Annotated in this window: 12 protein-coding genes and 1 other annotated feature; of the genes, 10 read left to right on the top strand and 2 right to left on the bottom strand. The window is 37.3% G+C overall.

Going from position 1 to position 13,919, the window contains the following annotated elements:
• Positions 1–22: 22 nt before the first annotated feature.
• The 4 genes from rplK to rplL all read left to right on the top strand — a co-directional run bounded on the left by rplK (position 23) and on the right by rplL (position 2,500).
• On the top strand, positions 23–445 hold the full coding sequence (rplK, locus tag PYW42_RS11345; protein WP_002356424.1) for a 50S ribosomal protein L11: 423 nt from the start codon (positions 23–25) through the stop codon (positions 443–445).
• Positions 446–556: 111 nt separating this feature from the next.
• Complete coding sequence (rplA, locus tag PYW42_RS11340; RefSeq protein WP_002356425.1) at positions 557–1,246, top strand: 50S ribosomal protein L1; 690 nt, start codon at positions 557–559, stop codon at positions 1,244–1,246.
• Between the two features lie 62 nt (positions 1,247–1,308).
• Positions 1,309–1,438: a sequence feature (ribosomal protein L10 leader region), on the top strand.
• Between the two features lie 130 nt (positions 1,439–1,568).
• Positions 1,569–2,069 (top strand): 50S ribosomal protein L10, encoded by a 501-nt coding sequence (gene rplJ, locus PYW42_RS11335; protein WP_002356426.1) that lies wholly within the window; start codon positions 1,569–1,571, stop codon positions 2,067–2,069.
• Positions 2,070–2,131: 62 nt separating this feature from the next.
• Complete coding sequence (gene rplL, locus PYW42_RS11330; protein ID WP_002356427.1) at positions 2,132–2,500, top strand: 50S ribosomal protein L7/L12; 369 nt, start codon at positions 2,132–2,134, stop codon at positions 2,498–2,500.
• 353 nt (positions 2,501–2,853) lie between these two features.
• On the opposite strand, the gene PYW42_RS11325 is transcribed toward rplL, so the two are convergent.
• The gene (locus PYW42_RS11325; RefSeq protein ID WP_002356429.1) at positions 2,854–3,684 is read right to left on the bottom strand and encodes an AraC family transcriptional regulator; all 831 of its coding nucleotides are present in this window, start codon (positions 3,682–3,684) and stop codon (positions 2,854–2,856) included.
• Positions 3,685–3,832: 148 nt separating this feature from the next.
• On the opposite strand from PYW42_RS11325, the gene PYW42_RS11320 reads away from it, so the two are divergent.
• From PYW42_RS11320 to PYW42_RS11310, 3 genes are all read left to right on the top strand, one after another.
• A complete protein-coding gene (locus PYW42_RS11320; protein WP_002359464.1) occupies positions 3,833–5,332 on the top strand; it encodes an amino acid permease in 1,500 nt (499 codons plus the stop codon).
• A complete protein-coding gene (gene ebgA, locus PYW42_RS11315) occupies positions 5,265–8,387 on the top strand; it encodes a beta-galactosidase subunit alpha (RefSeq protein ID WP_002411324.1) in 3,123 nt (1,040 codons plus the stop codon). The genes PYW42_RS11320 and ebgA overlap by 68 nt, the downstream gene beginning before the upstream one ends.
• A 180-nt stretch (positions 8,388–8,567) precedes the next feature.
• Positions 8,568–8,816 carry a GlsB/YeaQ/YmgE family stress response membrane protein gene (locus tag PYW42_RS11310; protein ID WP_002356434.1) on the top strand — a complete coding sequence of 83 codons (249 nt, stop codon included), beginning with the start codon at positions 8,568–8,570 and terminating at the stop codon, positions 8,814–8,816.
• A gap of 206 nt (positions 8,817–9,022) precedes the next feature.
• On the opposite strand, the gene rlmD is transcribed toward PYW42_RS11310, so the two are convergent.
• Positions 9,023–10,393, bottom strand: coding sequence for a 23S rRNA (uracil(1939)-C(5))-methyltransferase RlmD (gene rlmD, locus PYW42_RS11305; protein ID WP_002359466.1), 1,371 nt, complete (start codon positions 10,391–10,393; stop codon positions 9,023–9,025).
• A 131-nt stretch (positions 10,394–10,524) separates the two neighbouring features.
• Between rlmD and recX the strand changes: the two genes are divergently transcribed.
• From recX to PYW42_RS11290, 3 genes are all read left to right on the top strand, one after another.
• Positions 10,525–11,325, top strand: coding sequence for a recombination regulator RecX (gene recX, locus PYW42_RS11300; protein ID WP_002359467.1), 801 nt, complete (start codon positions 10,525–10,527; stop codon positions 11,323–11,325).
• Complete coding sequence (mutY, locus tag PYW42_RS11295) at positions 11,315–12,499, top strand: A/G-specific adenine glycosylase (protein ID WP_002362531.1); 1,185 nt, start codon at positions 11,315–11,317, stop codon at positions 12,497–12,499. The genes recX and mutY overlap by 11 nt, the downstream gene beginning before the upstream one ends.
• A gap of 180 nt (positions 12,500–12,679) precedes the next feature.
• A complete protein-coding gene (locus tag PYW42_RS11290; protein WP_002411326.1) occupies positions 12,680–13,804 on the top strand; it encodes an LCP family protein in 1,125 nt (374 codons plus the stop codon).
• Positions 13,805–13,919 lie beyond the last annotated feature (115 nt).

Here is a 13,919-nt window from a genome sequence, read left to right as displayed (position 1 = left end):
GAGAACTTAAGGAGGTATTTTCGTGGCTAAAAAAGTAGAAAAAATCGTTAAATTACAAATTCCTGCGGGGAAAGCAACACCAGCTCCACCAGTAGGTCCAGCGTTAGGTCAAGCAGGTATCAACATCATGGGATTCACTAAAGAATTCAATGCTCGTACAGCTGACCAAGCAGGCTTGATTATTCCAGTAGTAATCTCTGTATATGAAGATCGTTCATTTACATTCATTACTAAAACACCACCTGCTGCAGTCTTATTGAAAAAAGCTGCAAAAATCGAAAAAGGTTCAGGTGAACCAAACAAAACTAAAGTTGCAACAGTTTCAAGCGATCAAGTGAAAGAAATCGCTGAACTTAAAATGGCAGACCTAAACGCCGCTGACGTTGAAGCAGCAATGCGCATGGTTGCAGGAACTGCACGAAGCATGGGTATCATCGTAGAATAATTTTTATTCCACACTTACTCAAAGAAGTAGCTTCTCAGTTCGTTTCATATTTAAAGATATGAAAGACGTGGGAGGTACAACCGTTATAACCACAATCAAGGAGGAAACAAAATGGCTAAAAAGAGCAAAAAAATGCAAGAAGCATTGAAAAAAGTTGATGCTACAAAAGCTTACTCAGTTGAAGAAGCAGTAGCTTTAGCAAAAGATACAAACATCGCGAAATTTGACGCAACAGTTGAAGTTGCTTACAAATTGAACGTTGACCCTAAAAAAGCAGACCAACAAATCCGTGGAGCAGTTGTGCTTCCAAACGGAACTGGTAAAACACAAACTGTTTTAGTATTCGCTAAAGGCGAAAAAGCTAAAGAAGCTGAAGCTGCTGGTGCAGATTTCGTAGGCGACGACGACATGGTTGCAAAAATCCAAGGTGGATGGTTCGACTTTGACGTAGTTGTTGCGACTCCTGACATGATGGCTACAGTTGGTAAATTAGGCCGTGTCTTAGGACCAAAAGGTTTAATGCCAAACCCTAAAACTGGTACTGTAACAATGGACGTTACAAAAGCTGTTGAAGAAGTTAAAGCTGGTAAAGTAACTTACCGCGTTGACAAAGCTGGTAACATCCACGTACCAATCGGTAAAGTTTCATTTGATAACGAAAAATTGGTTGAAAACTTCAATACAATTAACGACGTATTATTAAAAGCTAAACCATCAACTGCTAAAGGTCAATACATCAAAAACATTTCAGTAACAACAACATTTGGACCTGGAATCCACGTTGACCAAGCTTCTTTCTAATTTGAAAGAAAATAATTAAAAAATTCTTGACTCACTCACTTACCCTATGGTAAAGTGAGTGAGGTTAATAATTAACTGTACCGAAGACAGTAGGTGACGCAAGTCTTAATTTCCTACCGAGGACAATTGTTGAGTTATATACAATTCGGTCCCTCTATGTCTACGGTGGCATGGAGTTTTGTTGTTTTACACGACTTTTTGAAAAAAAGCCGATGTAAAACAATACTTGGCGAACGAAGTGAGCGAAGTTTCATTTGATTCTTCTACTTTACATATCGTAAACCAAGTCCAACTCCACCATCAAAATCAGGAGGTGAAATAAATGAGTGAAGCAGCAATCGCTAAAAAAGAAACCCTAGTTCAAGCAGCCGCTGAGAAATTTGAATCAGCAGCATCAGTTGTAATCGTGGACTACCGTGGTTTAACAGTTGAAGAAGTCACTAACTTACGTAAACAATTACGTGATGCAGGCGTAGAAATGAAAGTCATCAAAAACTCAATCCTTTCTCGTGCAGCTAAAAAAGTTGGTTTAGACGGCTTAGACGAAGTCTTTACAGGCCCAACTGCTGTCGCATTCAGCAACGACGATGTAGTAGCACCAGCTAAAATCATCGACGAATTTGCTAAAGATGCAAAAGCATTAGAAATCAAAGGTGGCGTCATCGAAGGAAAAGTTTCTTCAGTGGAACAAATTACTGCGTTGGCAAAACTACCAAACCGCGAAGGTTTACTATCTATGCTATTATCTGTATTACAAGCGCCAGTCCGCAACGTGGCTTACGCTGTCAAAGCAGTGGCAGAGAAAAACGAAGAAGTTGCTTAATTGCAGTCTAATTCAAACAAATAAAAAACAAACAATTTTAATTTAAATGGAGGAAATTCAAAATGGCATTAAACATTGAAAACATCGTTGCTGAGTTAGAAACAGCAACTATCTTAGAACTAAGCGAATTAGTTAAAGCTATCGAAGAAAAATTTGACGTATCAGCAGCAGCTCCTGTAGCAGTAGCTGGACCAGCAGCAGGTGGAGCAGCAGAAGAACAAACTGAATTCACTGTTGAATTAACAGCAGCTGGCGATCAAAAAGTTAAAGTTATCAAAGCAGTTCGTGAAGCAACTGGCTTAGGCTTGAAAGAAGCTAAAGCTGTAGTTGATGGCGCTCCTGCACCAGTTAAAGAAGCTGTTTCTAAAGAAGAAGCAGAAGCTTTAAAAGCTGCTTTAGAAGAAGTTGGCGCTTCAGTAACAGTAAAATAATTCATTCAACTTTTGAATGTTCGAGAACCCTTGTGTTGCAAGGGTTCTTTTTTTATAGCAAACGGTAGTTGTCTTTTGCTAAAACAACTACCGCTAGTAAAATATCTATAAAATTTAATTGTCTACTTTGACAAATTAACAACAATACAATCATCTACCACTTTCTCTCCAATATTGTTTATTTGCTAAAACTTGTAAATTATTTATTGGTTTTGATTAATCTATATATCACACTCCCACCTATAATAAAACCCTAATTAATTATAAAATAGATAAATTATAAGAACTACCTAAATTTGAAAATTATTAAATAAATTGTTTTTTCTTTAACTACAGATAAGCAACAATTTATTTTAAGTCAAAAACTGTTGACGATATTGTCGAGGCGTCATCTCTTTTTTCTGGAAGAAAAATTTTGAAAAATAAGAAGGTGAAGAAAAACCTGCTTCAAAACTGATTTCCGTGATGGTTAAGGAACTTTTTCTTAACAGAGAACAGGCTTTTTGCAATTTTAAGTTTTGTACATAAATACTAGGATTTGTTTGTTCATAACGCTGAAATAGCTTAAATAAATAGCTACGATCAATGTTATACTCAGAAGCTAATTGACTAATTGAAAGATTGTTTGAAAAATTTTCGTGAATAGCCATTTTAATTTGGTTAAATAATTGTTGGCTTTGGTTTTCGTGCTGTGTAACGGAATGATGCTCTAGATAATTCAACAATTGAAAGCTTTCACTTAAACTGCCAAAATGATTATGTTTCTTCGCTTCTTGGTAAATATTTTTAAATAAACTTTCTAATTTCTTATCAACAGTTCCTTTTAAAATACAATTTTCGGTAGTCAGGCCTATTTTTTCTAAATACTGAGACGAAAGATCTCCAACAAAACCGACCCAATGATAGGTCCAAGGATTTTGCCGATTAGGATAATAAATATTGCGACAATTGGCTGGAATCATAAACAAATCGCCAGCGGTAATGTGTTGTTTTTCCATAAAGGGTGTTGAAAAATAGCCTTCACCATCACTACAATAATGCAAAACCCAATAATTAATAGGGGCAAACTCAGTTGGTTTTGTCGGGCGGCATTTTTCATAGCCAGCTTCATAAAGATGAAATTCTTGGCTAATAGGTTGATCATTAATCAGGATGCTGACATTATTTGTAAAAACATTTTGCATGCTATCACCTCTTTATAAGAGTATGTAAAGGCTTTCTAAAAGTCAACATCTTTACAAGAAATAGGCAACATTTTTTATTTTTAAAAAACTGTAAGCGTTTTACAATGTGTGAGTACTAATTAATTTGATAAAGAGAGGATGTAGTAAAATGGCAACACATTCACGGGAACGATTAGGTTCTGTCGCATTGATGCTCATGACTTTTTCAGCGGTTTTTGCCTTTCCCAGCATTGTTAACAACAGTATTCAGATTGGCCTAGCAACTATTCCAGGCTATTTATTCGGCTCTATTTTTTACTTTTTACCATTTATTCTAATGATTGCAGAATTTGCTTCTGCTAATTCTGAAAATGAGTCAGGTGTTCACAGTTGGTTGGAATCTGTGTTAGGACCTAAATGGGCATTTTTAGGTGCTTGGTCGTATTTCTTTGTCAACTTGTTTTTCTTCTGTTCATTACTACCGAATACATTGATTTATGGTTCATACGCTTTTTTAGGTCAAAACGTTTTTCAAGGAAACCATAGTACTAAAATAATTGCAGTGATTTCTATTCTGTTATTTTGGTTAATGACATGGGTTTGTATTAAAGGGGTCTCGTGGATTTCGAAAGTGACTAGCTTAGCGGGTGGTGCACGTTTATTTATGGGCGTAGCTTTTGTGGTTTTAGCCTTTGTCGTCGTGTTTGGTTTTGGCAATGAACCAGCACAAGAGTTTACCACGACGTCAATTATGCCAACTTTTAATTGGACTTTTTTCATGACGATGGCGTGGATTTTACAAGCTGTTGGCGGTGGTGAAAGTATCGGTGTATATATTAAGGATGTTAAAGGCGGCAATAAAACGTTTGTCCGCACGATGATTGGTGCAACGATTGCGGTCGGTATCATGTATATTCTTGGTGCCGTTGCTGTAGGTTTGGTAGTGCCAACGGACGTCTTAAAAGGAAATTTTTCAAATGGTATTTTTGATATTTTTAAAATTTTAGGTACGTATTTCCATATTCCCGCAGCAATGATGGTGCGCTTAGTAGGAATTATCTTATTTGTCGGAAGTCTTGGTTCTTTGGCTCTGTGGACGGCAGCACCAGTTAAAGTATTTTTCTCAGAAATTCCTGATGGGGTCTTCGGTAAGTGGCTAGTGAAAACGAACGAAGAGGGAAATCCAACCAATGCTTTGTTAGTTCAAGGAATTATTGTGACGATTTTAGTTGCCATTCCAGCATTAGGAATTGGAAATATGGATAGCTTTTTAGAAACGTTAATTAATATGACAGCTTCTACGTCATTAGTGCCTGTCTTGTTCTTGTTAATCGCCTATATTGGGCTTCGTTGGAAAAAAGAAACAATGCCGAGAAGTTTCCGCTTTGGTAATCGAACCTTTGGCTTAATTGCGGGAATTTTCTTATTAGCCATTTTTATCTTTGTATTCTTTATGTCAACTGTGCCGGATCCAAAATTAATCATGGAAGAAATCAATGGCACGTTACCGAAAGGAACCGCTAGTCCACTGGGCATGTTGGCGTATAACATCATTGGTTTAATTGTCTTTATGGGCTTTGCTTGGATTTGTTGGAAACGATATGAAACAAAAGAAAAAAATGAAGTTGGTAAAGGAGAAATGGATTATGAAGACTTGGGAAAATTATAAAGTAGATAGTATTAATCGGTTGCCTGGACGAGCACACTTTTCGAGCTTTCCTTCGAAAAAAACAGCGTTATTAAATGAAAATAAATATACACAAGCATACAAAAATTTAAACGGACGCTGGCATTTTCTTTTTTTAGAAGCGCCAGAATACAGCCCAGAAAACTTTTTTGCGACGGACTTTGATACAAGCCAAATGGATCAAATCACTGTTCCTGGAAATTGGCAAGTCCAAGGATATGGCAAAATGCATTACTCTGATTTATGGTACAATTTTCCCATTAATCCGCCGTATGTACCAACGGAAAATCCAACAGGTATTTATAAACGGACATTTGCTATAGATGAAACATTTCACGATAAAAAAATCATTTTACGTTTTTGTGGCGTAGATTCAGCTTATCATGTTTGGGTGAACGGCCATGAAGTTGGCTACAGTAAAGGTGCACGAAATGAAGCAGAATTTGACATTACGTCTTACGCTAAAATTGGTGAAACAAATGATTTAACGGTGCGAGTCTATCAATGGTCAGATGGTACGTATTTAGAGGATCAAGATATGTGGTGGTTAAGTGGTATTTTTCGTGATGTTGAATTACTCGGTGTACCAGAAAATGGGCTGGAAGATTTCTTTATTATTTCCGATTTAGATGATTCGTATCAAAATGGCCACTTGGCAATTACGGGTAAATTTTGGCAAGACAAAGGACAACAAGTTCAATTGGAGTTGATGGATCAGCAGGGAAAAACGGTTCTTAAAGAGACTGTCGCAGGAAATCAAGGTAAGGTTGAATTTTCAGCAAGTTTACCGTCTGTCACTGCTTGGTCAGCTGAAAAACCATACTTGTATCAACTATTTATCACTGTTTTTTCTGAAGGGGAAGTCGTCGAAGTTATTCCGCAAAAAGTTGGTTTCAGAAATATTCATGTATCTGGTGAGACTTTCTTAGTCAACGGTGTGGCCATTAAACTAAAAGGAATGAATCGTCATGATTATAATCCGAAAAATGGTCGAGTGGTTAGTCGTGAAGAAATTGAAAAAGATATTCGTTTAATGAAACAATTTAATATTAATGCCATTCGAACCAGTCATTATCCAGCATCTGCTTATTTCTATGATTTATGCGATGAATATGGAATGTATGTGATTGATGAAACTGATTTGGAATGTCATGGCTTTGAATTAACCGGAGAATATGATTGGATTAGCAACGATCCAGAATGGGAAACGGCTTATGTTTCTCGGATGGTACGGATGATTCAACGGGATAAAAACCATCCATCAATTCTCTTTTGGTCGTTAGGAAATGAATCTGCGTTTGGTCATAACTTTATTGAAATGGCCCGTATTGCAAAAGAAATGGATCCAACACGTTTGGTTCATTATGAAGGTGATTTTGAGGCAGAGGTCACGGATGTCTATTCTACAATGTATACGTGGTTGGAACACCCAACTAGAGAATTACTGATGAATACGATTATTGAAAATTCAAAAAAACCGCATATTTTATGTGAATATTGTCATGCGATGGGGAATGGCCCTGGGAATTTAAAAGAATACCAAGAGCTATTTTATGCTCATGATAAATTACAAGGTGGCTTTATTTGGGAATGGTTTGACCATGGCATTGAATCGGTGACAGATAGCGGTGAAGTTTATTATCGTTATGGCGGCGATTTCGGCGATGATCCAAGTAACAAAGATTTTTGTATTGATGGGATGTTGATGCCTGACCGTACGCCATCTCCTAGCTTGTATGAATACAAAAAAGTCATTGAACCCATTACAACTAGCGCTATTGACGTTCTGTCAGGTGAATTCTCATTATTGAGTCGGTTTGACTTTGAAAACTTGGCTATCTTTAAGCTGGTTTATACAATTACTGAAGATCAAACAGTGATTCAATCAGGGACAGTAGCAGTGCCAGCAATTGCTGCTAGAGCAGAAGGAAGACTGCACTTACCTTATCATTTAGATTTTCCTAAAAAGGCAGGAGCCGCCTATTATTTAACTCTTTCATATCAATTGAAAGAAACGACCGCCTATGCATCTGCTGGTCATGAATTAGCTACCGCACAGTTTGAGTTGCCAATTGCAACGCCAGGGATCGAGATCACACCAGTTGGCACGATGATGGCAAAGGAAATTGGCCCTCATTTATACATTGAAGGACCAAACTTTTCAATTAATTTTGATAAAGTGAAGGGCGCCTTAACGAATGTGACACGAGATGGTAAAAAATTATTGCATAAAGGGCCGAAATTTACATTTTGGCGGGCACCGATCAGTAATGATATGGAAATTATTGATGAAATGAAGAAGAAATATTTCTTACATTTAGAGCATGAAATTGTCCGTTCTTTTGAGTGGAAAAAAGTTGATGATTTTATCCAAGTCATCGTAAAAACAATTAACGGAACGACTAACAGTGCTTGGCATTATCAATGTACCTATCAGTATTTAATTGCACCAAATGGCGAAATTTTCTTCGACTTAAAAGGTAGTCCTGCTGGTAAAATTGAAAATGCGCCAGATATGTTACCACGTTTGGGTGTGACTCTCCATTTAGACAAGTCTCTATCAGAAGTAAAATATTTCGGTAAAGGGCCGAGAGAAAACTATGTAGATTCACAAGAAGCTGGTTTACTTGGTGTTTATGATGCTACAGTGGCGGAAATGTTCACTAATTATGTTGTTCCACAAGCCAATGGTAACCACATGGCGACTAAATGGTCCGCATTCACGGATGATCGCGGCCAAGGGGTAGTAGCAACAGCGGCTGATTCATATAATTTTAGTGTTTCTTATTTTGAAGAACAAGCGCTAGATGTTGCTAAGCATACCAATGAATTACAAGAAAGTGAGTATGTTGTTTTAAATATCGATTACAAACAAAACGCCCTAGGTAGCTACTCTTGTGGCCAGTGGCAATTAGAAAAATACCGGACTACGTTTGAAGAATTCCAATTGGCATTCCGCTTAACACCTTTTAATAATAAAGAGATTCAAGCAGCGGATGTCGCACATGAACGAGTAAAACGACCAACAATTTCTTAAATAAAAGCTCAGAACAGTGCACTTCTTTCTCCTGTTCTGAGCTTTTTTAATGAAATTATCAGAAATTATTGCTTTTTTTTCACGGAAACAAGCAAACTATTTTGTTATCTAATAAAAGTAGTCCATAATAGTAACATAGCGAATTATTCGCTAGATAAAGCATTTAGGAGGAATTATTTTATGCATACTTTATGGGTTTTAATCGTTGGTGCTGTTATCGGTGCTATCGCTGGCGCACTTACAAGCAAAGGTCAATCAATGGGTTGGATTGCGAATATCGTTGCCGGTTTAGTTGGTTCATTTATCGGAGAAAAAATCTTAGGTAGCTGGGGTCCTCACGTAGCAGGTATGGCAATTGTGCCATCAATTATTGGGGCAGTAATTTTAGTTGCTGTGGTTTCATTCTTCTTCGGACGAAAAAATAGCTAATTAAGTAAATAATTGTTTGATTAGTTAAAGGAGGTCGGGACAGAACCGTTTAGCTCCGAGAAATAAGAAGAAATTTCCGAAAATTGCTTTTTAATTTTTGGATAATTTCGGCTTATTTCCGAAGGAGTTGGTTCTGTTCCCGCCGTTTATCAGTTTTTGAGCGTGGAGCAAAAATCCAAAGTGATTTTTGTCCCACGCTCCTTTTTTTATTTTCTCGTTAATTTTACGACAACTTCACAACGAGCGGTTTGTGGAAACATATCAACAGATTGTAAATAGTCTACTTGATATACTTTGGCTAATTGAACTAAATCACGTGCTAACGTGGATACATTACAAGAAATATACACCATTTTCTTAGGTGGTTGTTTCAAAAGGGCCGTTAATAATTTACGATCCAAACCAGTCCGTGGGGGATCAACTACAATGGCATCAGGTTTAAAGCCTTCTTTGAACCATTTAGGTAATAAGTCTTCAGCTGTTCCAACAGCATAATGTGTGTTCGTAACACCAAGTCGTTTTGCATTGAATCTAGCATCGTCAATTGCGGCGGGAATGGTATCCATACCACGAACTTGATGCGCTTGTTTCGCTAAACTTAAGCCAATGGTCCCGACGCCACAATAAGCATCAACAACAGTTTCGTTTGGTTGTAAATCTAAGGCCTTGATTCCTTCATTATATAAAACTTCCGTTTGTTCTGGATTCAATTGGAAAAATGCTCGCGGCGATAAATCAAAGACAACGTCGTTAATGTGTTCTTCAATGCTTTCTTTGCCCCATAAGTGAAGGGTATCATCACCCATTACTAGAGAGGTTTTTTTATTTTGGACATTTTGCATAATAGAAACAACTTCTGGTAATTGTTCATTAATTGCGCGAACCATTTTTTCTTTTTGTGGAAATTTCTGCGATTGTGTAATGAACACTACTTGGACTTCGCCAGTTTGGATGCCCACTCGAACCATTAATGTTCGAAAGATACCACTATTTTTACGTTCATCATAAATTGGTAATTGAAAGTCATTCAATAAATCAACTAATGTATTCATCACCTTGGTTGTCGCAGGCTGTTGGACCAAACAGTTATCAATCGGTACTAATTGATGTGAATCAGCTTGATAGAGACCAGCTTCTACTTGGCCATCGATTTGGCGTAATTGGAATTGGGCTTTATTTCGATAATTCCAAGGATTCTCCATCCCAATTGTTTTTCGTAGTTCATAGTTTTGATAATTGGCTGGTTTAAATTTGTTAAGTGCCTGCTTTAATAAATCTTTTTTAAAGTCTAATTGTGCTTTGTAGGCTAAATGTTGTAGTTGGCAGCCGCCACATGTTTCATAGACAGGACAAGGAGGGACCACGCGATCTTTAGCAGCTTTTTTGACAGATTGAAGGGTTCCTTCAGCAAATTTGGGTGTAACATTTGTGATCGTGGCAGTCACTTCTTCTTTCGGTAGCGCCCCAGGAACGAAAATAATTAATTTTTTATAATAGCCGATACCTTCGCCATTAATTCCTAATCGTTTAATTTTTAAAGAAATTTGTTGGCCTTTTTTTACTAGTTGTTGGGTCATATTCTTTCATCCTTTAGTCATCTCACATTTTTCACTTCCTCCCATTTTAGCACATTTTTATTTATTTGGCTTCCAAGGATTCTATGGTATAGTAGAATATATGTTCTGATTTAGAGGGGCAGGAGAATAAGATGACAACAATCACACGAATTAGTAAAGATAAAGGTGAATTTTATCTACTTTGGCTATCTTCAGGCGAAAAACTGCGTGTCTCGGAAGATATTTTAGTACGGCAGCGTCTGCTAAAAGGTCAAGAGTTATCAGATACTTTAATAGAAGAAATAAAAAAAGCCAGTTCTTATGATGTCGGGTTACAAATGGCGATGAATTACTTAAGCTATCAATTACGTTCAAAGAAAGAGATTTTTACTTATTTAAAAGAGAAAGAAATTGAACCTGAAGATCGAGTAAAAATCGTTCAACGTTTAGAAGAGCTACGGTTGTTAGATGATGCAATTTTTAGTGAAAGTTACGTACGGACAGCTATGCGAACCAGTGATAAAGGACCACGAAATGTGGCACAACAATTAAAGCAAAAAGGCATTAGTGAAGAAGATATTCAGCATGGTTTGACCTTTTATACGTTAGATGAACAGCTTAATGTTGCCACAGCAACTGCAGAAAAAGCCATGAAACGCTATCGAACTAAAAGTTTTAAAGATGCACTTCAGAAAACGCGTCTGCATCTGATGCAAAAGGGCTTTACAAATGAAATCATTGATCTAGCTTTGGAATCTTTAGCTTTTGAAAAGGACGAAGAACAAGAACAACAAGCGTTAAACAAGGAAGGCGAACGTTTATGGCGTGCCAATCAGCGATTTGATTTTTCTAAAAAAGTTCAAAAAGTCAAACAAAGCTTATTCCAAAAAGGGTTTGACTATGATTTGATTCAGCAATTTATTAGCGAAAAGGAAGTAGAACATGACGAATAAAGAGCCTTGGGAGGCGTGGAGTCCCGAAAAAGTTAGTTCATTCCAGGAAGATTTTTTAGCTTGGTATGAACGAGAAAAACGCAATTTACCTTGGCGAGCGAATACAGATGCATATCGTATTTGGATTTCTGAAATTATGCTACAACAAACTCGCGTAGATACAGTCATTGATTATTTTTATCGATTTATGGAATGGTTTCCGACGATTCAAGATTTAGCGGAAGCGCCAGATGATAAGTTGTTGAAAGCTTGGGAAGGGTTAGGTTACTATTCACGAGCGCGTAATTTAAAAGTGGCAGCGCAACAGATTGTTTCAGAATTTGGTGGGAAAATGCCTGACACAATCGAAGATATTCGGAGTTTAAAAGGAATCGGCCCCTATACGGCTGGTGCGATTGGCAGTATTGCCTTTAATCTCCCCGAACCAGCAATTGACGGTAACGTCATGCGGGTAGTGAGCCGTTTATTTGAAATTGATGCAGATATTGCAAAAGCGAGTAGTCGTAAAGTATTTGAAGCGGCGATGCTTAAAATCATCGATCGTGAGCGTCCAGGGGATTTTAATCAAGCTTTAATGGATCTAGGCTCAGCCGTCTGCACCCCAACTTCACCTAAGTGTGAAAGCTGTCCGCTTCAGCAATATTGTGCGGCCTATCAGGCAGATAAAATGACCGCTTATCCAGTCAAATCAAAAAAAGTTAAGCCGAAAGATGTGTATTATGTCGGCACTATTATTGAAAATAACAAGCAAGAATTTTTATTAGAACAACGACCTGAAACAGGTTTGTTAGCCAATATGTGGCTGTTTCCGATTGAAGAAATTAGCAAAAAACAATTTCAACAATTGCAAAAACTGGCGCAACCAGTAGAAACGGAAAAACAATTAACTTTAGAGTTAGCGCCTGTAACAGAGCCTTTGGTCGCTGAAGAACCTGTCAGCTTTTTTACGGACTATGAAACAGTTGTCTGGCAAAAACGTGCCTTAGGCGAAGTCGTTCATATTTTCAGTCATTTAAAATGGCATATCTTAGTCTTTTATGGCCGAAATACAGGCGAATTAGCCACACTAGAGTCGCAGCGATGGGTGGCAGCACAACAATTTTCGGACTATGTTTTTCCAAAACCACAGCAAAAAATGGTGGAATTGTTCAAAAAAGAACACAAAAATAAATAACAAAAAAGAGAGGCTTTTAAACAAACAAGCCCCTCTTTTTTGTTTCCTCTAGGTTATACCCCTATATAAATTCTGCTATGTTTAGTTTTGAAGGGGACTGGTAAGATAGACTTGTCTCTTGTCTGCTTAGAGGAGTAGTAATGATGGTGGAGACTTTTTAAGAGAGAGGAAGTACAGCCAATGAGTAGGAAGCGAAAAATCAGCTTAATTAGTTTAGTCATCATTTTGGTTTTTGTCACAGTCGGCTCAGCATACTTTGCTGTAGCGGGTAGCTATTTAAAGAAAACAATTGATAAAGGCTATGTTCCCATAAAAAATGATTATAATGAAGCGCAAAATAAAGATAGTCAATCGTTTTTGATTATGGGGCTAGACAATACAATTGAACGGAAATTAGGCACAACTAGGACTGATGCTATGATGGTGATTACCGTGAATAACAAGACGAAGAAAATAACCTATTTAAGTTTGCCACGGGATAGTTTTGTGCAAATTGATGCGAAAAATTACCAAGGGATGCAGCGAATTGAAGCCGCCTATACCTACGATGGACCAACAGCTTCTGTTAACACAGTTGAGAAATTATTGAATATTCCAATCAATCATTACGTTGTGTTTAACTTTTTATCTTTTATTAAGTTAATTGATGCAGTTGGCGGCATAGATGTCAATGTCAAGCAGGCGTTTGATGGTGTCACCAAAGACGGGCCAGGATCCATTCATTTTGATGCAGGGAAACAGCATTTAGATGGTACGAAAGCTTTATCTTATGCCCGTGAAAGACATAGCGATAACGATATTATGCGTGGATTCCGACAACAAGAAATTATTCAAGCAGTTGAAGACAAGTTGAAATCTGGTCAATCAATCATGAAAATAATGGACATTATTGATTCGTTAAATGGAAACATTCAAACTGATGTGGATTCCAATGAATTGACTCATTTAGTCAAAGAAGGTTTGACTTGGACCAATTATGATAAACAACAGCTTTCTTTTGACTGGCGCACTTTTAGTAATGAAGGGCGCAGTATGGTTGAACTATATCCAGATAGTATTGAAAATGTCCGTCATCAATTACGTGTGTCTTTAAATTTAGAAAAGCCAGATGAACGAGATCAAGACGGCTATGTCTTCCATACGAACGGTGAATTTTTATATCAAAGTGATTATACCGTTCAAGATGAAGCAGCTGAGGAAAACGAATTGACTTCCATCAACGGCAATACGTATATTGGTGTTCCTGGCAATACACAGACCGGCCCGTTGCCATCAGTTAAAACGGGAAATGGCTTTATAAAATAATTTATTTTCCAAGTGTAGAAAATCCGAACATAACAGATTAAGTAATCCGCTTACTTCTTATTCTTCTAAGAAAAAAACGAAGGATTTTAGCAAGGAAACAGCGTATCATTTGATA

This window comes from Enterococcus faecalis (genome assembly GCF_029024925.1).
Classification (GTDB): Bacteria; Bacillota; Bacilli; order Lactobacillales; family Enterococcaceae; genus Enterococcus; species Enterococcus faecalis.
This window is presented reverse-complemented; position numbering and strand designations above follow the sequence as displayed.